The organism is Streptomyces sp. Ru62 (assembly GCF_002920615.1).
Classification (GTDB): domain Bacteria; phylum Actinomycetota; class Actinomycetes; order Streptomycetales; family Streptomycetaceae; genus Streptomyces.
The window spans coordinates 104590-128446 of record NZ_PQSU01000028.1 but is presented as its reverse complement, the minus strand read 5'-3'; the positions used below and the strand labels follow the sequence as shown (position 1 = coordinate 128446).

At 74.5% G+C, this 23857-nt stretch carries 18 protein-coding genes; 8 read left to right on the top strand and 10 right to left on the bottom strand.

Going from position 1 to position 23857, the window contains the following annotated elements; all coding sequences use genetic code 11:
* From C3492_RS32485 to C3492_RS32475, 3 genes are all read right to left on the bottom strand, one after another.
* Positions 1 to 757, bottom strand: a 757-nt coding sequence (locus C3492_RS32485; protein ID WP_103816238.1) for a sirohydrochlorin chelatase, incomplete at its 3' end; no start/stop codon positions are given.
* A gap of 275 nt (positions 758 to 1032) precedes the next feature.
* Complete coding sequence (locus C3492_RS32480; protein ID WP_103816219.1) at positions 1033 to 1710, bottom strand: uracil-DNA glycosylase; 678 nt, start codon at positions 1708 to 1710, stop codon at positions 1033 to 1035.
* 116 nt (positions 1711 to 1826) lie between these two features.
* Positions 1827 to 2915: a glycosyl hydrolase gene (locus C3492_RS32475; protein WP_103816218.1), complete on the bottom strand. Its 1089-nt coding sequence runs from the start codon at positions 2913 to 2915 to the stop codon at positions 1827 to 1829.
* A gap of 273 nt (positions 2916 to 3188) precedes the next feature.
* Between C3492_RS32475 and C3492_RS32470 the strand changes: the two genes are divergently transcribed.
* The gene (locus C3492_RS32470; protein WP_181140667.1) at positions 3189 to 3782 is read left to right on the top strand and encodes a hypothetical protein; all 594 of its coding nucleotides are present in this window, start codon (positions 3189 to 3191) and stop codon (positions 3780 to 3782) included.
* Positions 3783 to 3927: 145 nt separating this feature from the next.
* On the opposite strand, the gene C3492_RS32465 is transcribed toward C3492_RS32470, so the two are convergent.
* Together C3492_RS32465 and C3492_RS32460 are read right to left on the bottom strand one after the other, a co-directional pair.
* On the bottom strand, positions 3928 to 5928 hold the full coding sequence (locus tag C3492_RS32465; protein WP_103816216.1) for a HEAT repeat domain-containing protein: 2001 nt from the start codon (positions 5926 to 5928) through the stop codon (positions 3928 to 3930).
* A 154-nt stretch (positions 5929 to 6082) separates the two neighbouring features.
* Positions 6083 to 7762, bottom strand: coding sequence for an acyl-CoA dehydrogenase family protein (locus C3492_RS32460; RefSeq protein WP_103816215.1), 1680 nt, complete (start codon positions 7760 to 7762; stop codon positions 6083 to 6085).
* Positions 7763 to 7833: 71 nt separating this feature from the next.
* On the opposite strand from C3492_RS32460, the gene C3492_RS32455 reads away from it, so the two are divergent.
* Positions 7834 to 8604 (top strand): PaaX family transcriptional regulator C-terminal domain-containing protein, encoded by a 771-nt coding sequence (locus C3492_RS32455; protein ID WP_103816214.1) that lies wholly within the window; start codon positions 7834 to 7836, stop codon positions 8602 to 8604.
* Between the two features lie 383 nt (positions 8605 to 8987).
* Here C3492_RS32455 and C3492_RS32450 read toward each other — a convergent pair whose 3' ends face one another.
* Positions 8988 to 9776, bottom strand: coding sequence for a pectate lyase (locus tag C3492_RS32450; RefSeq protein ID WP_103816213.1), 789 nt, complete (start codon positions 9774 to 9776; stop codon positions 8988 to 8990).
* A gap of 353 nt (positions 9777 to 10129) precedes the next feature.
* On the opposite strand from C3492_RS32450, the gene C3492_RS32445 reads away from it, so the two are divergent.
* The 4 genes from C3492_RS32445 to C3492_RS32430 all read left to right on the top strand — a co-directional run bounded on the left by C3492_RS32445 (position 10130) and on the right by C3492_RS32430 (position 17878).
* Positions 10130 to 11446, top strand: coding sequence for a PHB depolymerase family esterase (locus C3492_RS32445; protein WP_103816212.1), 1317 nt, complete (start codon positions 10130 to 10132; stop codon positions 11444 to 11446).
* 125 nt (positions 11447 to 11571) lie between these two features.
* The gene (locus C3492_RS32440) at positions 11572 to 12897 is read left to right on the top strand and encodes an SGNH/GDSL hydrolase family protein (RefSeq protein ID WP_103816211.1); all 1326 of its coding nucleotides are present in this window, start codon (positions 11572 to 11574) and stop codon (positions 12895 to 12897) included.
* A gap of 136 nt (positions 12898 to 13033) precedes the next feature.
* Positions 13034 to 13579, top strand: coding sequence for a hypothetical protein (locus C3492_RS44855; protein WP_181140666.1), 546 nt, complete (start codon positions 13034 to 13036; stop codon positions 13577 to 13579).
* A gap of 9 nt (positions 13580 to 13588) precedes the next feature.
* Positions 13589 to 17878, top strand: coding sequence for a cation-translocating P-type ATPase (locus C3492_RS32430; RefSeq protein WP_103816209.1), 4290 nt, complete (start codon positions 13589 to 13591; stop codon positions 17876 to 17878).
* A 40-nt stretch (positions 17879 to 17918) separates the two neighbouring features.
* On the opposite strand, the gene C3492_RS32425 is transcribed toward C3492_RS32430, so the two are convergent.
* Positions 17919 to 18998, bottom strand: a complete 1080-nt coding sequence (locus C3492_RS32425) for an NADH:flavin oxidoreductase/NADH oxidase (protein WP_103816237.1) — start codon at positions 18996 to 18998, stop codon at positions 17919 to 17921.
* A gap of 132 nt (positions 18999 to 19130) precedes the next feature.
* Between C3492_RS32425 and C3492_RS32420 the strand changes: the two genes are divergently transcribed.
* Complete coding sequence (locus tag C3492_RS32420; protein ID WP_103816208.1) at positions 19131 to 19487, top strand: helix-turn-helix transcriptional regulator; 357 nt, start codon at positions 19131 to 19133, stop codon at positions 19485 to 19487.
* Here the strand turns inward: C3492_RS32420 and C3492_RS32415 are convergent.
* Both C3492_RS32415 and C3492_RS32410 read right to left on the bottom strand, forming a co-directional pair.
* On the bottom strand, positions 19404 to 20795 hold the full coding sequence (locus C3492_RS32415; RefSeq protein ID WP_103816207.1) for a nucleobase:cation symporter-2 family protein: 1392 nt from the start codon (positions 20793 to 20795) through the stop codon (positions 19404 to 19406). The genes C3492_RS32420 and C3492_RS32415 overlap by 84 nt on opposite strands.
* A 124-nt stretch (positions 20796 to 20919) precedes the next feature.
* Positions 20920 to 22260 carry an FAD-dependent oxidoreductase gene (locus C3492_RS32410; protein ID WP_103816206.1) on the bottom strand — a complete coding sequence of 447 codons (1341 nt, stop codon included), beginning with the start codon at positions 22258 to 22260 and terminating at the stop codon, positions 20920 to 20922.
* Positions 22261 to 22458: 198 nt separating this feature from the next.
* On the opposite strand from C3492_RS32410, the gene C3492_RS32405 reads away from it, so the two are divergent.
* Positions 22459 to 23019 (top strand): DUF6214 family protein, encoded by a 561-nt coding sequence (locus C3492_RS32405; protein ID WP_103816205.1) that lies wholly within the window; start codon positions 22459 to 22461, stop codon positions 23017 to 23019.
* A gap of 17 nt (positions 23020 to 23036) precedes the next feature.
* Here the strand turns inward: C3492_RS32405 and C3492_RS32400 are convergent, their stop codons facing one another.
* The gene (locus C3492_RS32400; protein ID WP_103816204.1) at positions 23037 to 23705 is read right to left on the bottom strand and encodes a TetR/AcrR family transcriptional regulator; all 669 of its coding nucleotides are present in this window, start codon (positions 23703 to 23705) and stop codon (positions 23037 to 23039) included.
* Positions 23706 to 23857: the final 152 nt, after the last annotated feature.

Below are 23857 nucleotides of genomic sequence, written 5' to 3'. Positions count from 1 at the left end.
TCAGGTACGGCGCCAGGGCGAGCTGCTGCGAGCCCGAGGAACGCAGCTGCTCGGCCACCGAGGCGATGGAACCCTCCTGGTCCAGGGCCGCCGCCATCACCGGCACGGCCAGACGCGCGGCGAGCAGCATGCCGGTGATCCCGGCGGCCTGGACGGCCTCCTCGCCGCCCACGGAGGCCAGGATGATGCCGTCCGCGGCGGTGGCCACGGTGAACAGCCGGGCGCGGTCGGCGCGGGCCAGGCCCGCCTCCGACAGCCGCACGTGCAGCGCCTCCGCTAGCAGCGGGTGCGGGCCGAGGACATCGGTCAGCTCGGCGGCGACCCGGCTGTCCATCACGGCCTGACGGATCTGCCGCAGCAGCGCGCTGTCCGGACCGGCCAGCAGCGGGACGACGACGGCGACCGGGCCGTCGGGCTCCTTGATCCCCTCGACCCCGGCGGCGACGGCCTGCTCGTACCGGGCGGTCCGCTCCTCGGCGGCGCGCGCCAGCACGGAACGCAGCGAGGGGAACTCGGAGTCGTCCCCGTCCAGGTACCCGATCCGGGCGTCGAGGCCGGGCAGCTCGGAGCGGGCGATGCTCACGACCTCCTCGGCGAGGCTGCGCGTGGTGGTGCTGGGCACACCGGGCACCGCGAGGACGAGCGCGGGCGCGCCCTCGGGAGCCACCAGCGGTTCCGGGCGGCGGTGTCGTCCGGGCTGGCGGGGTCGCGGCATTCGTACGGGCAGGCCGGACGCGGGTCCAGTGGGGGAGCTCATGGCGCCGCATGTTACTGGCTTCCTGCCCTCCGCCGTTCGGGGAGGGTGCAGGTGAGCGGTATCCGTCCTGTTTTGTCTGATGAGTTACGCCCGGAAGACGCGTGCGGCCGGCACATGCCCCGCGCATGTGCCGGGCGCCGTGGAGGAACCGGAAACGGAACCGCTGGTTCGAGGCGGTGCGAAGCCGCGCCGGGAGCCTGCGGGGCTCCCTCAGCCACCTCGAAGAGGCCGCCGCTGAGTTCCGCTTCGCCGTCCGCCCGCGCGGGCCGACGCGGTCACGGCAGACGCCAGTCCACCGGCTGTCCGCCCTGCTCGATCAGCAGGTCGTTCGCGCGGCTGAAGGGGCGCGAGCCGAAGAAGCCGCGGTCCGCCGACATCGGCGAGGGGTGCGCGGACTCCACCGCCGGCAGACGGCCCAGCAGCGGGCGCAGATTGCGGGCGTCACGGCCCCACAGGACGGACACCAGCGGCTTGCCGCGTGCCGCCAGGGCCCGGATCGCCTGCTCGGTGACCTCTTCCCAGCCCTTGCCACGATGCGCGCCCGGGCTGCGCGGCGCGGTGGTGAGCGCCCTGTTGAGCAGCAGCACGCCCTGCTCGGTCCACGGCGTGAGGTCCCCGGTGGACGGCTGGGGCAGACCCAGGTCGCCGGTCAGCTCGCGGAAGATGTTGATCAGGCTGGGCGGCAGCGGGCGCACGTCGGGTGCCACGGAGAACGACAGGCCCACCGCGTGCCCCGGCGTGGGATACGGGTCCTGACCCACGATCAGGACCCGTACCTCGTCGAAGGGTTGCTGGAAGGCCCGCAGGACGTTCGGTCCGGCCGGGAGGTACGTGCGCCCCGCGGCGATCTCCGCGCGCAGGAAGTCGCCCATCGCGGCGATCCGTCCGGCGACGGGTTCCAGGGCCTTCGCCCAGCCCGGTTCGACGATTTCATGCAAGGGTCGTGGTGCCACGGGCGTCACCCTACTGCCGTACACCCGTCGGTGATCAACCGATGGCCGGAGCACGACAGCGGGCGGCGCCTCGTCGCCCGTCTCCACGAGAGGCCGGGCGATGAGGCGATGAGGGGTCAGCCGATCACCGCCGCCCGCACGCAGAGCACGTCCGGCAGGTGCGCGGCCAGCAGTTGCCAGCTGTCACCGTCGTCGGCCGAGGCGTACACCTCGCCGTTGCGGTTGCCGAAGTACACCCCGGCGGGGTCGGAGTCGTCCGTGCACAGGGCGTCCCGCAGGACCGTCCCGTAATGGTCCTCCTCCGGCAGCCCCTTGGACAGCGGCTCCCAGTTGCGGCCCGCGTCGGCCGTCCGGAAGACCCGGCAGCGGCGCCCGGCGGGCACCCGGTCCGCGTCCGCGTTGATCGGGAAGACGTACGCCGTGTCGCCCCGGCGCGGATGCGCCGCCGCCGCGAAGCCGAACGTCGACGGCAGGCCCTCGCCGATGTCGGTCCAGTGCGCGCCCGCGTCATCGCTGCGGTACACCCCCCAGTGGTTCTGGAGATACAGCCGGTCCGGGTCGGCCGGGTCCCTGGTGATCTTGTGTACGCACTGGCCGAACTCCGGGTGGGGATCCGGCAGGAACACCGCCGACACACCGGAGTTGGACGGCGACCAGCTCGTGCCGCCGTCCGTCGTGCGGAACACGCCCGCCGCGGAGACGGCCACCGTCACGACCCTGGGGTCGCGCGCGTCGGTGAGCACCGTGTGCAGGCACTGGCCGCCCGCGCCCGGCACCCACTGCGAGCGGGACGGGTGCTCCCAGAGCGGCCGGACCAGCTCGAACGTCTCGCCGCGGTCCTCCGAGCGGTAGAGCGCGGCCGGTTCCGTGCCCGCGTACACCACATCGGGCTCGGCGGCGGACGGGTGGAGCTGCCAGACGCGCTCCAGGGAAGCGCCGGTCTCCTTCGGGAACCTGACGGCGGGCCGGGCCGGTTCGGTCCAGGTGCGGCCGAGGTCGTCCGAGTGGAACACCGACGGGCCCCAGTGCGCGCTGTCACCGCCCGCCAGCAGCCGGGGCCGGGCGCCGCGGGTGTCGATCGCCACCGAATAGACCGCCTGCGCGTTGAAATACGGACTCTCGTCGAACTCCCAGGGGCCGTCGCCCCTCCGCCGCGCGATGAACAGGCCTTTGCGGGTGCCCACCGCGAGCAGTACCTCGGTCATGCCGATCACCTCCGGGACGCCGTTGTCCCGATAGCCGTCAGATATCGGTCAGTGTGCACCCCGCCACTGACACTCTCCCCCGGAGTACGGGTTCGCCCAGCTCACCGCCTGTGTCGCCGGGGCGCGCCGAGGATCGGCCGGTTCCGTTCCGGCATGCGCCTGCGCGAAAGGGGTGTCTCGTGCGACCGTCGGGGAGACGGCTCGTCGTGAGCAACGGAGCGATCTCCCGCGTATGGGAGGGCGGTCCGGCCGGTCGGTGCGCTCGTGAGGAGGATGCCTTTGAAGGCGTTCCGTGGTCCGAAGGTGTGGCTGTGGCGCTGGCGGCGCAACCCGCTCAAACGCCGGGCCGACGTCGTGGAGGCATGGGTGGTGCTCGGCGCCTGTCTGCTGACCGTCCTGGCCGGCGTCCTCGCCGGCCTCGCGGCGGCCGGCTCGGTGGAGCACGGACTCGCCCGGGAGCGGACCACCTGGCGGCCCACCGTGGCCCGGGTCGTCGCGCAGGTCCCGGGGAAGCCCCCGGCGCACAGCGGCCATGCCTCCGCCGGGGAACGGATCTGGGCCGCGGTCCGCTGGACGGTCGCCGACGGCTCCGCCCGCACCGGCCGGATCCGGGTGGAGCCCGGCAGCAAGCCCGGTACGCCGGTCACCGTCTGGACCGACCCGCAGGGCCACCTGGTCTCCCGCCCCACCACCGCTTCCGAGGCCGCGTTCCGGTCCACCCTGATAGGCCTCCTGGTCGGCGCGAGCACCGCCGCCGTCCCCTTCGTCGCCGGACTCGCCGTAAGGAGTCGTCTGGAACACCGGCGCATGGAGGCATGGGACACGGAATGGGCCCGTCTGGGCCCGCAGTGGGGCCGAATGGTCTGACCCGGCCCGGATAGCCAGTCCGGCGCGGACGGGGTTCCGGACGCCGTCGGAGGCCCGCTGCACGGCGTGGGGAAGCGGGCGCGGTCGCAGCGTCGCCGCGGGGCCCATCGTCCTCGCACGGCGGACCGGAAGCGTCCGACGGGCCCTAAAGCCCCTCCAGTACCTCCCGGCACCTCGTCAGCAGCTCCTCGTCGTCCGGGATGTCACGGCTGGCGTACGCGCCCTGGAGCGCCGTGTGCCGGCGAGGGTGGGTCAGTTCGGCGGTGACCAGGTCGCGCAGCGGCCCTGCGGCCGGGCCCATCGACGCCAGGCACCGGGCGATCGGGCCGCGCGCGCGGGCGTCCGCCGTCCAGACGGACCGGAAGACGGGCCGCACCGGTCCGGGGTCCCCGGTGATGCGCCACAGCGCGCACGCGGCCGGTATCCGCTCCCGCGCCGGTCCCCACCGGGCCAGGCCGCGCAGCTGCGGCAGCGCGGGGCGCGCGGCCGGGCCCAGCCTGCCGAGCTGCCGGGCGGCGGCGCGCCGGGCGTCCGGATCGTCCCGCCCCAACTCCCGGAGCAGGACGGGGAGTACATCGGTGGCGTCCCCGTCCGCCGACCACAGCGCGCCCGCCGCGGTGGCCGCGTGCCGGGTGTGGAGCAGCCGGCGCAGCAGCGGTGCCGTCTGCGCGGCGGCGCCCAGGTCCGCCAGCGTTTCGATCACCTGGCCGGCGACCGCGTCCCGCGCTCCCAGGCCGTCGGGGGCGCCCGAGAGCAGCCGTACCAGTTCGGGGACGGACTCCTTGTCGCCGATGGCCCTGATCGCCGTCAGCAGCGGGGCGGCGAGCCGGGCGGCGGTGGGGGAGTCGAGCGGGACGCGACCGAGGCGGAGCCTCAACGTGGGGGCCAGCGGTGCCGCGGCGCGGCCAAGGTGCGCGGCTTCGCGGCCCAGTCCGACGGGCGCCGCCGGACCGGCCAGCAACAGGGCCAGCGCCGGGACCGCGCGGGGGTCGCCGGTCCTGGCGAGCGCCTTGAGCGGGCCGCCCAGCGTGGGGGAGCCGCGCTCCCAGCGGTGCGTCCACAGGTCGGGCCGGGTGCTCACCAGCGCGTGCAGGTCGTCCGCGGCGGGCGCCGCCAGCGCGTACAGCTCAGCCAGGACCGAGACCGCCGCGTCCTGCAAGCGGTCCTGATCGGTGTTCAGCTGGGCACCCAGCAGCCGGACGGGCGCGCCGTAGTCGCCGCGCCAGCCGCGGAACAGGCCCGCCGACATCCAGACGGCATTGCACCGGTCGACCGGGTCCGGGCTGGTCAACTGCCCGGTGAGCAGGGCGATCCGGTCGTGCACCCGGTCTCCGAGCGCGCTGTGCAGGGTGCGCAGCAGGACGGCGCCCTGTTCGTCCGAGGGGCGCAGTCGCCGTATCCGGCGCACCAGGGTGTCCGTGCCGGCGCGCTCCGCGGGCGGCCGGCGCTGCGCGGACCGCTCGTGCAGCAGCCGGACCGCCGTGGGCACCAGGTCGGCGGGGAGCCGGACGGGAGCGTGGAGCGCGAGTTGGCCGAGTGCCGCGAGCCGCGGGCCGGGCGCGTAGGGCGCCGCGCTCTGCTCGGCCAGGAGGTCCAGCGCGCCGTCGGCAAGGGCTGGATGCCGGTGCGCGAACAGGGCGAGTGCCTCCGTCAGGGCCGGCAGGACATGGTCGTCCCGTTCGGCCCGCAGTCGGCGCCGCAGCACCCCCAGGACCCGCGCGGGGTCGTCCAGGAAGCGCACCAGGGCGCCGGCCGCCGCCCGGCGCACCACAGGATCCGGATCCCCGGCGAGCGTGACGAAGGCGTCGGCACCGGCGCACACCGCCTCCCACGCCGCGTTCGCCGCACCCCCCGCGCCCGCGCTCTCGGCGCCGTCCCCACCGATGCCGACCAGCAGCTCCACGATGCAGCCCCGGTCCGGTACCTCCTCGCGGACCGCCAGCGCGAACAGGAAGGGCACACAGGCCGGCGTCGCCTCGTACACCCTCCCCTCGTGGTGCAGCGCGTCGTACAGCCCGTCGAGCGCGGTCGCCCGCTCGACGGTGTCCGGGGACGCCAGGGCCCGTAACCACCCGGGCACGTCCTCGGCGCTGCCGTGTGCGTGCCGCAGCGAGGCCCAGTCGACCTCGTCGATCCCCGTGAACACGTCGTCCTCCCTGTCCGCCCCGCACGAGTGGCACCTGATCGGGAGTGTGCACCACGGCACTGACAACGGTCCGGAACCGCACGCTGACTGTGTGCGATCCGTCGGCGGTGACCGGCCACCCGGCGCGACCGCCCGGCACGCGCGCGTGAAGGGGTCAGTTCCGGTCGGGCAGGGCGCGCTCCAGGACGGTGTCGAGGTCGGTTCCCGGGGGCAGGGTGCCGAACGAGTGGCCCCAGTCGCCGCCCAGCCGGCTCGCGCAGAAGGCGTCCGCGACCGGGTGCGGAGCGTGCCGGACGAGCAGGGAGGCCTGGAGCGCGAGCGCCATCCGCTCGACCAGCCGGCGAGCGCCCGCCTGATCGGTTCCGGCCACGTCGTGCCTGAGCGCGGCCACGGCCGTGTCGAGCCGGGTGTCCGCCCCGCGCGCGAGGGCGAGTTCGGCGAACAGCGCCTCGGCGGTGTCCGGTTCGCGGCCGAGGGCGCGCAGCACGTCGAGCGCGTTGACGTTGCCGGAGCCCTCCCAGATCGACAGCAGCGGAGCCTCCCGGTAGTGCCGGGGCATGCCGGAGTCCTCCACGTACCCGTTCCCGCCCAGGCACTCCAGGGCCTCCGCGGTGAAGGCCGGACCGCGCTTGGTGACCCAGTACTTGCCGACGGCGGTGGCGATGCGCCGGAAGGCCCGCTCCCCGGCGTCCCCGCGCACCGCGCGGTCGGCCGCGCCGGCCAGCCGCAGCGTGAGCGTCGTCGCCGCCTCCGACTCCAGCGCGAGATCGGCCAGGACGTTGCGCATCAGCGGCTGGTCGATCAGCCGGGCGCCGAACGCGCTGCGGTACCGGGCGTGGTGTCCCGCCTCGACCAGCGTCTTGCGCATCAGGGTCGCCGAGGACATCACGCAGTCCAGGCGGGTGCAGTTGACCATCTCGATGATGGTCTTCACGCCCCGCCCCTCCGGCCCCACCAGCCAGGCCACGGTGTGGTCGAACTCCGGCTCCGAGGAGGCGTTGGACCGGTTGCCGAGCTTGTCCTTCAGGCGCTGGATGTGGAAGGGGTTGCGGCTGCCGTCCGGCAGGACGCGCGGCACCAGGAAGCACGACAGCCCGCCCGGGGCCTGCGCGAGCACCAGGAAGACGTCGCACATCGGCGCCGACGTGAACCACTTGTGCCCGCGCAGCGTGTAGACGCCCGCCTCCCCGGTGGGCGTGGCCGTGGTGGTGTTCGTCCGGACGTCGGAGCCGCCCTGCTTCTCGGTCATGCCCATCCCGGCGAGCAGCCCGGGCTTCTCGGTGGGAACGCGCAGCCGGGGGTCGTACTCCCGGCTGGTGAGCAGCGGCTCGTACACCTTGGCGAGATCCGGCTGTGCGCGCAGGGCGGGCACGGCGGCGTACGTCATCGACGTGGGGCAGCCGTGTCCCGCCTCCGTGTGCCCCCACACCAGGCCGCCCGCGGTCCGGGCGACGTGCGCGCCCGGCCGGTCGTCGGCCCACGGGGCACCGGCCAGGCCCGCGGCGACCGCCGTCCGCATCAAGTGGTGCCAGCTGGGGTGGAACTCCACCTCGTCGACACGGTGGCCGTAGCGGTCGTGGGTGCGCAGCACCGGCTCGTACCGGTTCGCCAGCTCGCCCCACTCCTGCGCCTCCGCGCTGCCGGCACGCGCCCCCAGCCGCCGGACGCCCTCCTCGGCCCACCCCGCGCCCTCCCGGCGCAGCCCCTCCAGCAGGGCCGGGTCGTCGGAGGCGTCGTAGGGGGCGAGCGGCGGGGGCTGGTTGGTCACGTCGTGCGTGGCGTACGACGGCTGGGACGGCGACGGCAGCTTCGACTGCCCGGAAATCGAGACCATGACAGCATGTTGCACTCTTCCTGCGGTTGTAGCAATGATGCAACACGGGGGGCGACGTACAGTACGGGGCCATGCGCATGAACGTCTCCGCGGAACCGGACACGGATGCGGCCGGCCTGCGACCGCTGTCCGCCCGGTCGGTCGTGCTGAGCCTGCTCCTCGGCGTGCATCCGCCCCAGCTTCCGGTGAAGGACCTGGTCCGGCTGGTGGAGCCGTTCGGGGTCGGCGGCTCCACGCTGCGGGCCGCGCTGAGCCGGATGGTGGCCGCCGGCGACCTCCGCCGCAGCGACGCCGTCTACCGGCTCAGTGACCGGCTGCTGGCCCGGCAGCGCCGCCAGGACGACGCCGTGCGTCCGCGCACGCGCGCGTGGGGCGGCGACTGGGAGATGGTGGTGATCACGGCGACGGGTCGCGGCCCCGCCGAACGCGCCGACCTGCGTGCCCGGCTGACCGCCCTGCGGCTGGCCGAACTCCGCGAGGGCGTCTGGCTGCGCCCGGCCAACCTCGACCGTCCGCTGCCGGGCGATCTGCGCCAGGTGGCGCTGACGTACACCGCGTGCCCCGACGAGCCCCCGCGGGCCCTCGCCGCCCGGCTCTGGCCGCTGGCCGACTGGGCGGCCACCGCGCGCTCCCTGCTCGTCCACGCGACCGCGGCCGGCCATCCGGCCGTCCGGCTCACCGCCTACGCGGCGGCCGTCCGTCACCTGCTCACCGACCCGGTCCTGCCGTCCGCGCTGCTGCCCCCCGACTGGCCGGGGGAGGACCTGCGGACGGCCTACGCCGACTACCGGCGGGAACTGGCCACGACCCTGGGCGCGCCGGAACCGGAAGGCGAACGCTGACCGCACGGCCCGCCAGGGGCACCGGAGGTGGATCAGCCCGCCGCGACGGCCCAGGCGGGGCTCCCTCCGGGCGCGTGGGCAGCGCCGGTGGCGGCCCGGTGGCACGCGGCCGCCCAGGGCTCCTTCCCGCGCGCGAGGACAACGGCCGGGTGATGGCCCGGTCGAACCCCGGTGGAACGCAGCCTCCTACGGCTCCCTCCCGCGCGTGGACAGCGGTCCCCGCGCGGGACGGCCCCATGGATGCCGGCCGGCGCAGGCGTCCCGCTCGCCGCGGTGTCCGGGCCGCTCAGGTGTCCCGCTCGCGCGGTGTCCGGGTCGCGCGGTGTCCGGGTCGCGCGAGTGCCCGGGGGCGGCGGTGGCACCCCCGGGCACTCGGCCGGCGATCACTTGTAGGTGATGTCCGAGCTGGAGTACTTGCAGTACGTGCCGTCCGGGCCCGAGCCGTTCGTGGTCGGCTCCTTGCCGGTGTTGTTGCCGATGTACTTCTGGCACGGAATGATCTTCTTGCTGGTGTCCCCGACGATGGTGATGTTCCGCAGGGTGGCGCTGTCGCCGTAGTTGGTGTTGATGCCGACGAGCTTGCTGCCCTTGTAGGTCGCCTCGATGCCGCTGAGGTTGATCGTCCGCTTGTACTGCGTCTTGCAGTTGCCGCAGGAGCGGGCGAACGTGCCGAAGTTCTTCACCGCGAAGCCGGAGACGTTCAGGGTGCCGGCGCCGTTGAACTGGAACACCTTGTCGCCGGCCTCCTTCGCCCCGCCGCCGCTGACGGTGTAGACGTTGGACGACGAGGAGCCGAGGAAGGTGGCCGCGTCCTCGCCGACGTCCTCCCACCAGACGTTCTGGAGCGTGCAGCTGCCGAGGCAGTGGATGCCGTCCGCGGCGGGGGAGCCGATGATGACGTTCTGGAGGACGGTGCCGGGGGCGAGTTCCAGCAGGGGCCCCTGGTCCTCGTCCTGGCTGTCGCTGCCGAGGTCGCCGGTGCCGTACAGCCGCTTCATCCCGTAGTCCTTGGTGCCGGACAGGGAGATGGTGGCGGAGACCGCCTGGCTGCCGTTGGCGCTGGGCCAGGTGGCCGCGCCCGCCGGCGCTCCGGAGGTCATGATCAAGCCAAGTGTCAGGCCGAGGGTGGCCAGGCCGCCCAGCAGACCGCGCGCGCGTCCTGATGAGGTCATGTCCCGAATACCTTCTTCCGAGTGAGGTCAGATCGAGGTCAGTGTGGGGTTCGGGTAGCCCGCGTCCTCCGCATCGGTTACGTACGTGAATCACGTACGCAATGTGGAACGCGGACGGAGGGTTCAGTGGCCAACAGGGCTCGCTGGGGCGCCCGTTGGTCAGGCTGATGAACGGACCGTAGAGTGCAAGCGCTTTCTAGTCAACAGGCCGCGCAGCACGGTTCCGCTCGCCGGGAAGTCCCGTGGGAGCGCTTTCATGAATTGCGTGTCCATGCCACCATGCCGGGTGTTCCTCGCACGACGCGCACCGCAGCGCGCCCTCGCACGAGCCGCGAACCGAAGGGACAAGGGACGTGCCCCCCACACCGCACCGTTCAAGGACCGGCCCTCGCAAGGCACTTGTCACCCTCCTGGGTGCCCTCCTGCCGCTCCTCGCGGCACTGGCCCTGGCCGCGCCGCCGGCCACGGCCCGGGAGCGGGCCGTCCCCGCGGCCACGCTCACGGAGGTCACCGGCTTCGGCGCCAACCCCAGCAACCTCCAGATGTACGTCTACGTGCCGGGCGGCGTCACCGCGCACCCGGCGGTCGTGGTGGCCGTGCACTGGTGCGGCGGCTCCGCCTCCGCGATGTACTCCGGCACCGAATGGGCCTCGCTGGCCGACCGGTACGGGTTCGTCGTCGTGTACCCGTCGGTGACCCGGAGCAGCAAGTGCTTCGACGTCTCCTCCCCGCAGGCGCTCCGCCGCGGCGGCGGCAGCGACCCCGTCGGCATCCGGTCCATGGTCGACTGGGCGACCCGCACCTACGCCGCCGACACCGGCAGGGTCTTCGTCACCGGCGTCTCCTCCGGCGCGATGATGACCAACGTCCTGCTCGGCGACTACCCCGACGTGTTCGCCGCGGGCGCCGCCTTCTCCGGGGTCCCGTTCGGCTGCTTCGCCACCACCGACGGCTCCGAGTGGAACAGCGCCTGCTCCGGCGGCACCGTCAGCCACACCCCGCAGGAGTGGGGCGACCTGGTGCGCGCCGCCTACCCGGGCTACACCGGTCCGCGCCCGCGGATGCAGCTGTGGCACGGCACCGCGGACGACACCCTGCGCTACCCCGACTTCACAGAGGAGATCAAGCAGTGGACGAACGTGCTCGGCGTGAGCCGGACTCCGGCCGCGACCGACACCCCTGTCTCCGGCTGGACCCGCACCCGCTACGGCGCCACCGGTGACCGGGCTCCCGTCGAGGCGATCAGCCTCCAGGGCGTCGGACACAACCTCTACGGCCCGGGCATGGCCTCCCGGGCACTCACCTTCTTCGGTCTCGACGGCGGCGGCACCACCCCGCAACCGCCCACCGGCGCCTGCGCGGTCGCGGCCGACGTCAGCGCCTGGAGCACCGGTCTGACCGCCTCCGTGACCGTCACCAACACCGGTACGACCGCGCTGAACGGCTGGAGGCTCGGCTTCACCCTCCCGGCCGGCCAGACCCTCACCAACGGCTGGAACGCCACCTTCAGCCCGGGCTCCGGCGCTGTGACGGCCACCGACGCCCCGTACAACGCCGCCCTCGCCCCCGGCGCGAGCGTGACCATCGGCTACCAGGCCACACACACCGGCAACAGCGCGGCACCGGCCGCGTACAGCCTCAACGGCAGTGCGTGCACGGTCGGTCGATGACCCGGGGGTGCGCGCCGCAGCGGCATGAACCGTCGGCGCGCGCCCCACCGCACCGGAGCTTCGGACAGCCCCCTGTCACCTCCACATCCCGCACCCGTCGTCGCCCGCACCCCCGAAAGGTCTCCGTGAAGCCGCCCAGCAGAACGCCGCTCGCCACCGTCCTCAGCACCTGCGTCCTCGTCCTCGCCCTCGCCGTGACGGCCTCGGCGCTCACGGCGCTTGCCGGGAGGGCGGCTCCGGCCACCGCCGCGGCCGGCCCCGGCCGGCGCTGGGTGAACACCTGGACCGGCATGCCCCAGCTGACCGAGCCCGCCAACCTGCCGCCCGCGCCGTACACCGGTGAGAGGGCGGTGCTCGTCGACACCACCCTGCGGCAGACGGTGCGCGTCACCGCCGGCGGCCCCCGCATCCGGCTGCGGTTCTCCAACGCGTACGGCGACACCCCGCTGCCGCTGACCGCCGTCACCGTGGCCCTGCCCCGCGACGGCAGGGCCGGGGTCAGCGCGGTCGAACCCGGGACCCTGCGCCGGGTCACCTTCGCCGGCCGGGACTCCACGACCGTCCCGGTGGGCGCGCAGATGGTCTCCGACCCCCTCGACTTCCAGCTGCGCGCCGGGTCCGAGCTGACGGTGACGGCGTACACCGCGCGCGGCCAGGCGTCGCTCGCGCTCACCTCCCATCCCGGCTCGCGCACCACCTCGTACCTCACGCACGGCGACCACACGCGCGACCAGGACCTCCCCGGCGCGACCGCCGTCGACCACTGGTACCTGCTCAGCGACGTCGAGGTGCTGGCCGCACGCCGTACCGAGGCGGTGGCCCTGGTCGGCGACTCCCTCACCGACGGACGCGGCTCCACCACCAACGGCAACGACCGCTGGCCCGACCAGTTCTACGACCGCCTGCACGGCGACGCGGCCACCTCGGACATCGCCGTCCTCAACCAGGCGGCCGGCGGCAACCGCGTCCTCGACGACGGGCTCGGCCCCAACGTGCTCGCCCGCCTGGACCGGGACGTCCTGTCCCGCAGCGGAGTGGCCTGGCTGATCCTCTTCGAGGGCGTCAACGACATCGGCACCGCCGACGCCACCCCCGAGGCGCAGCGCGCGGTCACCGAGGACCTGATCGCCGGGTACCGGCAGATCGTCGTCCGCGCCCACGCCCAGGGCATCCGGGTCTACGGCGCGACCCTCACCCCGTTCGGCGGCAGCACCCTGTACGACGATCCGGCGGGTGAGCGGGAGGCCGCCCGGCAGCGCGTCAACGCCTGGATCCGCACCCCCGGCCACTTCGACGCGGTGCTCGACTTCGACCGGGCGGTACGGGACCCCGAGGCCCCGGACCGGCTCCGGCCCGCGCTGCACGCGGGGGACTGGCTGCACCTCGACCCGGAGGGGTACGGCGTGCTCGCGGCGGCCGTGCCGGCGGGGCTGTTCCGGCACACCTCCTGACGGGTGGGGCGGGTGGCGTCGAGGGGATTCGTGGCATTTCCTTGGAAATGGTGGTTTCCCCGCGCAAGGAGGGGATGACCAGTACGGTCGCGGGCACTCGGTGGGGCACGCAAGACGATCTCACCCGAGGAGAGTCATGGCTGAGCAGAAGTCGTCGGCCCTCACGGCGCCCCTGCGCGGCGCGGCCTCGGTACTGCGCAGGGTGCCCGGCGCCGGAACGGTGACGAGGGCCGCCGAGGAAACACTGGACAAGGTCGGCGCGGTCTCGCCCCGTGGTCGGCGCATGGCGGTCTACGCGGGCGCAGGGGTGCTCGGCGCCGCGGGCGTGGTGGAGTGGCCCGTGGCTCTCACCGGTGCGGCGGTGGCCTGGCTCACCCAGCCCCGGCCCGCACAGCCGGCGGGCGCCGCGGAGCCGGCCGCACCCTCCGAACCGGCCCATGACCTGGGCACCGCGGCCCTCAGGTCCGGCAGCGAGGACGACGGGCCCGCGCCGACGGCCGGGACCGGGACCCCCGCGGGCACCCAGACGCCGGTCGGTACGGCGCCGGGGCCGGCCAAGGACCCCGGACACACATCGGCGGCCGGCCCGTCCGAAACCTCCCACGGTGTCCGGGCGTCGGCGGGCAAGACGTCCTCCGGTCCTCTCGGACCCACCGCGCGACCCGATCGCACCACGCTCTGAGGAGGTCATGTGCCCGGTCTGCTGACAGCGCCGTCGTCCGCCGCCCGCCGGCTGCCGGCGGCGCCACGCCTGCTCGCGCGGGCGGCGGCACCGGCGGTCGGACTGGCCGCCGGTGCCGCCGCGGGAACCGCGCGCGCCGGCGTGCGGGGCCTGGACGCCGCCACGCGCGTCGCGCGGGTGGCGCGCAACGCGCTGCCCGGCTCCGGTGACCACTGGCGGTCCGGCGCCCGCACCCACCTGGCGGTACGGCCCCTGGAACAGGAGCAGGCGCGGCGCGCGGGCGGCACGGAACACCTGGCGCGCCGGCTGGCCGAGGCGCTGGCGGACCACCCCGACGTACTCGTCGCCTACTGGGACCAGGGACTCGCCCGCCTGGTGGTGACCGCGACCGGGGAGGAGGCCGCCGACCGGGTCCTGGACCACGCGGCCGGCCTCGCCGAGCGGCACGGGCTCGTCCTGGCGGGCGCAGACGTGGAGGAGACCACACATCCGGCCGACCCGGCCGGGGTACGGGTCGCGGTGGCCACGCTCGCCGCCGACGGCGCCGGCATCGCGGTGGCGCTGACCGCGTACGCGCTGCGGCTCCCGCCCTCGCCCCGGATGGTGACCGCGGCCGTGACCCTGCTGCGGGAGAACCCGCGGTTCCGCGCATGGCTGCGCGCCCGGCTCGGCGACTCCACGATGGACCTCCTGCTGGCCTGCGCGAACGCCGCCGTGCACGGCACCGGCCAGACCCCCACCTCCCTGGTGCTCGACGGCGCCCTGCGGGCCTGCCAGGTGGCCGAGACGGTGGCCCGCTCGGCCGCCTTCGACGCCGTGCACGACCGGTTGTGCGCCCCCGACCGCGTCAGCCTCGCCGCGCAGGGCCCGCCGCGCCCGCCGTTGCGCATCTCCCCGGCCCAGGAGTACGCGGCCCACGCCTCCGCCGGCAGCCTCCTGGGCGCGGCGGCCACCCTCCTGGTCAAGCACGACGGCGCCGAGGCGGCCGAAGCGGTGCTGGCCGGTTCCCCGAAAGCCGCCCGCTACGGTCCCGCCGCCTTCCACGCAGTGCTCAGCGCCGCCCTGGCCCGCACCGGCGTGCTGGTCCGCGATCCGCAGCGGCTGCGCCAGCTGGAGATGGCGGGCACGGTCGTCCTGCACCCGAGCGCGCTGCGCACCGAGGACGGCGAGGCCGACCCGTGGGCCGAACCGGTGCTGGACGCGGCCCGCCGGGCCGGGCTCCGGGTGGTCCTCGTGGACGACCCGGCCCTGGAGGACTTCACCGGCCTTGCCGACCAGGTCGTCGACGCCCGCAGGCCGCTGGACGACGTCGTGTACGAGGCGCGCGGAGACGAGGGCGCCGTCCTGGTGGTCGCCCGGGTCCGCACGGCCGACGAGCACGACGTGCTGGGCGCCCTGCGGGCCGCCGATGTCGCGCTCGCCCTCACCGACCGGGACGGAGCGGTGGTCTGGGGCGCGGACATCCTCGCCCTGCACGGCCTGCCCGACGTGTGGCGGGTGCTGACCGCGGTCCCGGCCGCCCGCAGGGTCGGTCACCGGGCCCAGACCCTGGCCCGCTCCGGTGCCGCGCTGTCCGGGCTGCTCGTCGCCGTCGGCGAGTCCGGCGGCGGACGCGGCCGCCGGTCCGTACTGCCGGGGCTCCGGCACGCACCCGTCGACGCCGGCGCCGCCATGGCCCTGCTGTCCGGGATGCGGTCGGCACTCGGCGTGGCGGCGGCCCGCACCCCGCACCCGCGCCCTCGGGTGCACTGGCACGAACTGGACCCGGAGCAGGCCCGTGACCGGCTGGCCCACGAACCGGCGGCCGACACCGGCCCGTTCGAGACGCTGACGGCCAAGATGCGCAAGGCGGCCGAGGGCGCCGGCCGGCATCCGCTCGCCGCGCCCGCCCGCTGGTCCTACCGGCTCGGCCGCGCCGTCCGCGGCGAACTCCAGGACCCGCTGACCCCGGTCCTGGCCGTCGGCTCGGCCGCGTCGGCGATCCTCGGCTCCGTCATGGACGCGCTGCTCGTCGTCGGCGCCCTCGACCTGAACGCCCTGGTCGGCGGTATTCAGCGGCTGCGGGCCGAGCGGGCGCTGTCCGGGCTGGTCGCGGAGCAGAAGCAGCGGGCGCGCCTGGTACCGCCGGAGACCGAGGCCCCGGTCGGCGGCACCCGCACCGTGGAGGCGGGCAAGCTGCGACCGGGCGACGTGATCCAGCTCAAGACGGACGACGTGGTCCCCGCCGACGCCAGGCTGCTGTGGCAGGAGGGCCTGGAGGTGGACGAGTCGGCCCTGACGGGCGAGTCGCTGCCGGTGGAGAAGCAGACGGACCCCACCCCGCACGCCCCGGTGGCCGACCGGCGGTGCATGCTCTTCGAGGGCACGACCGTGGTGGCGGGTGATGCCCGGGCCATCGTGGTCGACACCGGCGACCGCACCGAGGCCGCCCGTGCCGTCCACCTCGCCGCCCGTACGCCCCCGGCCGCCGGCGTCCAGGCCAGGCTCCAGGAACTCACCCGCAAGGCGCTGCCGCTGACCCTGGCGGGCGGCGCCGCGGTGACGGGGCTGGCGCTGCTGCGCGGCACCCCGATCCGCGAGGCGGTCAGCGGCGGGGTGGCGGTGGCCGTGGCGGCCGTACCGGAAGGGCTTCCGCTGGTGGCGACGGTCGCGCAGCTCGCGGCCGCCCGGCGGCTGAGCCGGGGCGGTGTCCTGGTGCGCACCCCGCGCACCCTGGAGGCGCTGGGCCGCATGGACACCATCTGCTTCGACAAGACCGGCACGCTCACCGAGAACCGGCTGCGGCTGGTGCGCACCTCCGACGCCGAGGGCACGGTCCGCGCGGTGGACGACGCCGGCTCCGAGGGGACGATCCGGGCCGCCGCGCGGGCCTGCCCGCGGCTGAACGGCGGCTCCGACCGGCCGGTGCACGCCACCGACGAGGCCGTGCTGGCCGCCGCGCCGCCCGACCCCGAGTGGACCCAGCTCGCCGACCTGCCGTTCGAGGCCGCGCGCGGGTACGCCGCCGCTGTCGGCCGGAGCGGGAACGGCCCGGCCGCCCTGGTGGTCAAGGGCGCCCCGGAGACCGTGCTGCCCGCCTGCACCGGACTGCCCGCGCACGCCTCCGAGTCCGCCCACGCCCTGGCCGGGGCCGGTCTGCGGGTCCTGGCGGTGGCCGAACGCCGGCTCGGCGCGGGGGAGCGGGAGTCGGACGTCCTCGAAGAGCCGCTGCGGGACCTGGAGTTCATCGGTCTGCTCGCGCTGTCCGACGTACCGCGCGAGACCTCCACGGCACTGGTGAACGGGCTGAACGGGGCGGGTGTACGACCGGTCATGCTCACCGGCGACCATCCGCAGACCGCGCGGGCCATCGCCGCCGACCTGGGCTGGCCGGAGGACACCGTGGTGGTGACCGGCGACGAGCTGGCCGCTGCCGACCGCGCGTCCCGGGCCCGGATGCTGCGCGACGCGGGTGTGGTGGCCCGGGTGGCGCCCGAGCAGAAACTCCAGGTCGTGGAGGCGCTGCGGGACGCGGGCCGGGTGGTCGGCATGGTCGGCGACGGCGCCAACGACGCCGCGGCCATCCGCGCGGCCGACATCGGCGTCGGCATCAACGCGCGCGGGTCCGCCGCCGCGCGCAACGCCGCGGACATCGTGCTGACCGACGACGATCTGACGGTGCTGATCGACGCGGTGGGCGAGGGACGCGCGCTGTGGCACAGCGTGGCCGACGCGATCGCCATCCTGATCGGCGGCAACGCGGGCGAGGTCGGGTTCGGCATCCTCGGCACACTGCTGTCCGGCCGGGCGCCGCTGTCCACCCGGCAGATGCTCATGGTGAACCTCTTCACCGACCTGTTCCCGTCGATGGCGGTGGCGGTGACCGAGAAGGAGGGCGAGGCGGACCTGGGCCATGTGGAGGAGGCTGCCGGAGTGCTGGGCGACCCCCTGCTGCGGCAGATCCGGCACCGGGCCCTGACCACCTGCCTGGGCGCGCTCACGGCCTGGCTGATCGGCCGCTTCACGCCGGGCACCGCCCGCCGCTCCAGCACCATGGCGCTGTGCGGGGTGGTCGGCACCCAGCTCGTGCAGACCCTGCTCGACCGGCGCGACAGCCGCCTGGTGCAGATCACCTCGCTGGGTTCCGCGCTGGCCCTGGTGGCCGTGGTCCAGACCCCCGGCATCAGCCGCGTCTTCGGCTGCACCCCGCTCGGCCCGGTCGCCTGGGCGGGTGTCGTGGCCGCGATCGCCCTCGCCCTGGCGGGCCAGCGCACACTGCCCCGGCTGGAGCGGACCGTCGGGCGGCTGCTGCCGACCTGACCCGTGCCGCCGACCGGGGAACCGGACCGGCGGCCCTCGCTCAGACGGAGCGGTGGTACTGGTCCGGGACCCGGACCTGTGCCTTGAGTTCGCGTGCCGCCTGGCGTGCCCAGGACGGGTTGCGCAGGAGCTCCCGGCCGAGCAGGACCGCGTCCGCCTCGCCGTTCGCCACGATCTTCTCGGCCTGCTCGGGCTCGGTGATCAGACCCACGGCGGCGACGGGCATCGGAGTCTCGTCCTTCACCCGGGCGGCGAACGGGACCTGGTAGCCCGGCCCGGTCGGGATGGTGACGCCGGAGGCGTTCCCGCCGGTGGAGACGTCGAGCAGGTCGACACCGTGGGTGTGCAGGTCGCGGGCGAAGCGGACGGTGTCCTCGGGGGTCCAGCCGCCGTCCTGGAGCCAGTCGGTGGCCGAGATGCGGAAGAACACCGGCTTGTCGGCGGGCCACACCTCCCGTACGGCGTCGACGACCTCCAGGGCGAACCGGGTGCGGTTCTCGTACGAGCCGCCGTAGGCGTCGGTGCGGTGGTTGGAGTGCGGGGAGAGGAACTCGTTGATCAGATAGCCGTGGGCACCGTGGATCTCGACGGCCTGGAACCCGGCGGCGAGCGCCCGGCGCGCGGCGGCGGCGAACTGCCCGACGATCTCCGTGATCTGATCCACCGTCAGCTCGGTCGGAACCGGGTGGCGTTCGTCGAACGGCAGCGCGCTCGGGGCGAGCGGCTGCCAGCCGTGCGCCTCCGGCCCGACGGGCGCACCGCCCTTCCACGGCCGGTCGGTGGACGCCTTGCGGCCGCTGTGGCCGATCTGGACCGCCGGCACGGTGCCCTGGGCGGTGAGGAAGCGGGTGATCCGGCGGAAGGCCTCCACCTGGGTGTCGTTCCACAGCCCGAGGTCGTACGGGGAGATCCGGCCCTCGGGCGAGACCGCGGTGGCCTCCACCACGATCAGACCGGTGCCGCCGGCGGCCCGCGCCGCGTAGTGCGCGAAGTGCCAGTCGTTCGGAGCACCGGCGAGCGGCCCCTCCGGGTCGGCCGAGTACTGGCACATCGGGGGCATCCACACCCGGTTCGGGATGGTCACTTCGCGCAGGGTGATCGGCTCGAAGAGCGCACTCACGACGGACTCCATTCGTCACGGACCGCTGATCGGTGCTCGTACGGTACTCCTCGTACTACGACAGGTGTCAAACTACGATGGCTCTCGTACAATGCAGTCAGTCGAGCCACCTGTCAGGAAGGGGCGGTCGCCGTGACCGACACCGCCACCGCCGGCCGCGCGCTGCCGCATCCGGTACGGGAGCAGATCCGGCTGGAGTCCGTGCTGCACGCGCTCTCCGACCCGATGCGGCTCCAGATCGTGCGCGAACTCGCCGCGAAGCAAGCCGAGCTGACCTGCTCGCAGTTCGACCTGCCGGTCACCAAGTCCACCAGCACGCACCACTTCCGGGTGCTGCGGGAGAGCGGGGTCATCCGGCAGGTCTACCGGGGCACGGCCAAGATGAACGGCCTGCGCCGGGACGATCTAGACGGCCTCTTCCCGGGGCTGCTCGACAGCCTCCTCACCGCCGCCGACCGGCAGTCCGGCCGACTTCGCGCCGGCGGCTGAACCGCGCTTTCCCGGAAGGTGGTTGAAGAGCAGGTTCAGCACGACCGCGGACAGACAGCCCGCGCTGATGCCGCTGTTCATCACCGTCTGGAACCAGTCCGGGAACTTCGCGTACACCGTGGGCACGCCCACCGGCAGCATGCCGACCGCCACCGAGACGGCCACCACGGTCAGGTTGTCGTTGTCCTGGAAGCCGACCCGGGCCAGCGTCCGCAGCCCGCTCGCCGCGACCGTCCCGAACATCACCAGGCCGGCCCCGCCGAGCACCGGTGCCGGGATCGCCGCGACCACCGCGCCCAGCTTGGGCAGCAGACCGAGCAGCACCAGCATCCCGCCGGCCGCCGCCACCACCCAGCGGCTGCGCACCCGGGTCATGCCGACCAGCCCCACGTTCTGCGCGTACGCCGTGTACGGGAAGGTGTTGAACACCCCGCCCAGCACGGTCGACAGGCCGTCCGCGCGCAGCCCGTCGGCGAGGGGGCGCGGCTCGACCTGCCGGCCGGTCAGCTCGCCGACGGCGATCAGGTCACCCGTCGTCTCGGTCATGGTGACCAGGGCGACGACCAGCATGGACACGATCGCGGACACGCGGAACTCCGGCGCCCCGAAGTGGAACGGCGTGCTGACGCCCAGCCAGTCGGCGTCCCCGACCCCGCCGAAGTCGGTGAACCCGAACGGCACGGCGACCGCCAGACCGACCGCGATGCCGAGGAGCACGGCGATCCGGGAGAGGAAGGCGGGCGCGAACCGCTGGACTCCGAGCACCACGGCCAGCACGAAGCCCGCCAGTGCCAGGTTCTTCGGCTCCCCGAAGTCCTCAGCCCCGGCGCCGCCCGCCGCCCAGTTGCCCGCGACCGGCAGCAGCGAGACCCCGATGATCAGGATCACCGTGCCGGTGACCAGCGGCGGGAAGAAGCGCAGCAGCCGGCCGAAGAGCGGCGCGAGCAGCATGATGGCCAGCCCGGCGACGATCACCGAGCCGTAGATCGCGGGCAGCCCGCCCCCCGTCGTCCCGATGAGCACCATCGGTGACACGGCGGCGAACGTGCACCCCTGCATGATCGGCAGCCGGACCCCGAACCGCCAGAAGCCGACGCACTGGATCAGCGTGGCGATGCCGCACACCAGCAGGTCCGCGGTGATCAGATACGCCAGGTCGGCGGGCGACAGCTTCAGCGCGCCGCCCACGATCAACGGCACGGCGACGGCGCCCGCGTACATCGCGAGCACGTGCTGCAACCCGAAGGCGGCGAGCCGGCGTACCGGCGGTATCTCGTCGACGGGGTGCACGTCTGCGGTCGTGGCCATGGGAGCTCCCTCAGCGGCGGGTGGGGGTGGCATGCGGACAGGACGAGACCGTAGGCGCCTTGAACAGTTTGTTGATTTCCGGTCTGTTGCCGGTGTGTGTCCTGCCCGCCCCGGGACAGCCGCGCTACGACAGCACCCGCGCCGCTCCGAGGAGCGCATCCCAGTCGGAGAGTTTGACCACGCCCCGCCCCAGCCGAGCCCCCAGCTCGGCCTCGGCCTGCTCGATCGCCAGCCAGCCCGCCCAGGGCACGGGCTCGACGCCCGCCGCCCGCAGGGCCGCGACCGGGTCCTCCGGCACGTCCGCGCGGGCGAGAGCGGACGCGTCCGCGAGCAGCGAGGTCACCGTCTCCTTGGCGCAGGGCCGGTTGGTGCCGATGACCCCGGTCGGACCCCGCTTGATCCACCCGGCGACGTACTCGCCGGGGCAGGGGACGCCGTCGCGCAGCACCCGGCCCTCCTGGTGCGGGACGGTGCCGCTCGCCGGGTCGAACGGCAGGCCTTCCAGCGGCACTCCGCGATAGCCCACCGAGCGCAGCACCAACTGGGCGGGCACGTCCTCGTACCGGCCCGTGCCCGTCACGCCGCCCGTGCCGTCCGGCGCCGTCCGTTCGAAGCGCACGGCACCCACCCGGCCGCCGTCGGCGAGCAGCTCCACCGGCCGCAGGAAGAACCGCAGCCGGATCCGCCGCGCGGCGGCCACCGCGGGAGGCCGTGCCGCCCAGTCGCGCAGCACCTCCACATTGCGGCGCTGCCCCGCCGGCAGCGCTCCGGGATCGGCCGGATCGAGCGCCAGTTCGGCCTTGTCCACGATCACATCGGTGCCCGGCAGCCCGCCCAGTTCGCGTAGCTCCTTGGTGGTGAAACGGGCCTGTGCGGGGCCGCGCCGGCCCACCATCTGCACCTCGGTGAGTCCGCTCGCCGCCAGCGTGTCCAGCGCGGCCTGCGGGATGTCCGTGGGCCGCAGCTCCGCCGCACCCCGGACCAGCATCCGGGTGACGTCCACCGCGACGTTGCCCACTCCGACGACGACCGCCGAGCGCACCCCGCGAAGGAAGCCCGCGTCGGCCGCGTCCGGATGCGCGCTGTACCAGGACACGAACTCGGTCGCCGACCAGCTGCCCGGCAGGTCCTCGCCGGGGATCCCCAGCCGGCGGTCGGTGGCCGCGCCCACGCAGTACACCACCGCGTGGTAGAGCTCCCTCAGCCGCTGTGCCGGCAGCCCGCCGGGGCCGCCGACCCGGACCCCGCCGAGGAACCGCACCCGCTCGTGCTCCAGCACCGTCCGCAGGCTGCCCTGGAGGGACTTGATCTTCTCGTGGTCCGGAGCGACGCCGTAGCGGACCAGGCCGTAGGGGCACGGCAGCCGGTCCAGGACGTCCACCCGGACCTCCGGATCACGCTGAACGAGGCTCTGGGCGGTGTAACACCCACTCGGCCCGGAACCGACGACGGCGACACGCAGCACTGCGGTACTCCTCGCCCGAAGGAGGGGGTGGCGACGCCTCCAGCATGGCACCGCGGGGACCCCGGTGGCAGGGGCCGGTGGGGTGACCCGGGTGCGTGTCCATACGTATGGGTGTGGTCACGACGTTACGTTGCGTGTGTGCCAGAAGCATCCTTTCTTGATCTTCCTGATCGGAACGCGGAGGATGGCGCGGTCTCCGTGTGGCCCGCGTGGCAGGTGCGGGAGCACGACGGCGTCACGTCCTGGTTCCAGGTCCGGCTGGCCTTCCCCGACGGGGCCCGGGTCGACGCCCTGGCCGTGGTGAGCGCGGGGCGTGTCTCCATCGAGGACGTCCAGGCCGAGCCAGCCCTGTCCCTCGCCGACCTGACGGCGCTCGCCGCCTGGATCGAGGGACCGCTGTCCGAGGCGTGCGGTGTCGTCGCCGAGGCTGACCCGGAGTGCGGCGCGGACACGGCCGGGGCGGGTGACGGCGCGACCCTGGGCGCTTACGACGCGACCCCGGACGCCGAATGCCCGCGGGCAGGGGAACCCGGGCCGGACGTCGGCCACCCCGTGGCGCGCCGTGCCCGGCCGCCCTGGCCGCGTGGGACCGAGGGCCGCCGGCTGGTCGCGCGGGAGTACCGCGCGGCGCAGGACGAGGGCGCCGACCCGGTGCTCGCCGTGATGAACGCGACCGGACGCGGTCGCCGGCGCGCCCTGCGGCTGATCGCCCAGGCGCGGGACGCGGGTCTTCTGGCCCCCCGTCACGCCCGGCGCTGACCAGCGGCCGGGCCCCGTCAGGGGGTGCCCGGCCGCTCCTCCGTGGCGAAGAACCGGGACAGGTCCTCCTGCCCCGCCCCCGGCTCCGCATCGCTCTCCGGAGGCACGCCCGACTCCCAGTCGAGCCCGTACCGCTGGAACAGCTCCGCCCGCAGCACCGGCACGGGCATCGGCACGCCCGGCACCAGCGCCGCGAACACCGCGCCCATCAACAGGGCCCGCAGCATCGGGTAGTCGGCCGGGACGTTCTGCGCGCCGTACCGGGCGACGGTGTCGCCGAGCAGCTCCGCCAGCCGGCGCTGCTCCGGGCACTGCACGAAGCCCTCGGCCTGGAGCAGGCCCGCCATGTGCTGGCGCATCAGCACGGGCCGGTCCCGGGCGAGGCCCAGGATCGCGTCGATGGCCCGGGCCAGCCGCTCCCGGCCGTCCTCGGTGCGCGGCTCCCGCTCCAGCGCCTCCTCCAGCGTCCGGTGCATCAGCCGGTGCACGGCGGACTGCACCAACTGGCGTTTGCCGGGGAAGTAGTACGACACCAGGCCGCGCGCCGAACCGGCCCGGTCCGCGATGTCGCCCAGCGTCGTGGCCTCGAACCCGCGCTCGCCGACCAGCTCCACGGCGGCCTGCAGCAGCCGCTCCCGGGAACGCCGCCGCAATTCTTCATTGACCGAGGCGCTGCGCGGGGACATTCTGTAACTCCTGCGTTGACTGGCTGCCAGCCAACTATACTCAACGCAGCGGGCGCCCCCATGCCTGGGCCCGCCCGGGAACAGCCGTCCGTCTGGGGCGACGCGGGGGATCGTCTCAGACGGACGGTGCGGCATGCCCGTCCGCGGCTGGC

What these genes read in the sequence shown, in the direction of transcription:
- C3492_RS32475 (WP_103816218.1), bottom strand. Translation starts at nt 2,915, where the DNA reads ATGACCGAGGTACTGCTCGCGGTGGGCACCCGCAAAGGCCTGTTCATC.
- C3492_RS32470 (WP_181140667.1), top strand. Translation starts at nt 3,189, where the DNA reads ATGCCTTTGAAGGCGTTCCGTGGTCCGAAGGTGTGGCTGTGGCGCTGG.
- C3492_RS32460 (WP_103816215.1), bottom strand. Translation starts at nt 7,762, where the DNA reads ATGGTCTCGATTTCCGGGCAGTCGAAGCTGCCGTCGCCGTCCCAGCCG.
- C3492_RS32455 (WP_103816214.1), top strand. Translation starts at nt 7,834, where the DNA reads ATGCGCATGAACGTCTCCGCGGAACCGGACACGGATGCGGCCGGCCTG.
- C3492_RS32450 (WP_103816213.1), bottom strand. Translation starts at nt 9,776, where the DNA reads ATGACCTCATCAGGACGCGCGCGCGGTCTGCTGGGCGGCCTGGCCACC.
- C3492_RS44855 (WP_181140666.1), top strand. Translation starts at nt 13,034, where the DNA reads ATGGCTGAGCAGAAGTCGTCGGCCCTCACGGCGCCCCTGCGCGGCGCG.
- C3492_RS32415 (WP_103816207.1), bottom strand. Translation starts at nt 20,795, where the DNA reads ATGGCCACGACCGCAGACGTGCACCCCGTCGACGAGATACCGCCGGTA.
- C3492_RS32400 (WP_103816204.1), bottom strand. Translation starts at nt 23,705, where the DNA reads ATGTCCCCGCGCAGCGCCTCGGTCAATGAAGAATTGCGGCGGCGTTCC.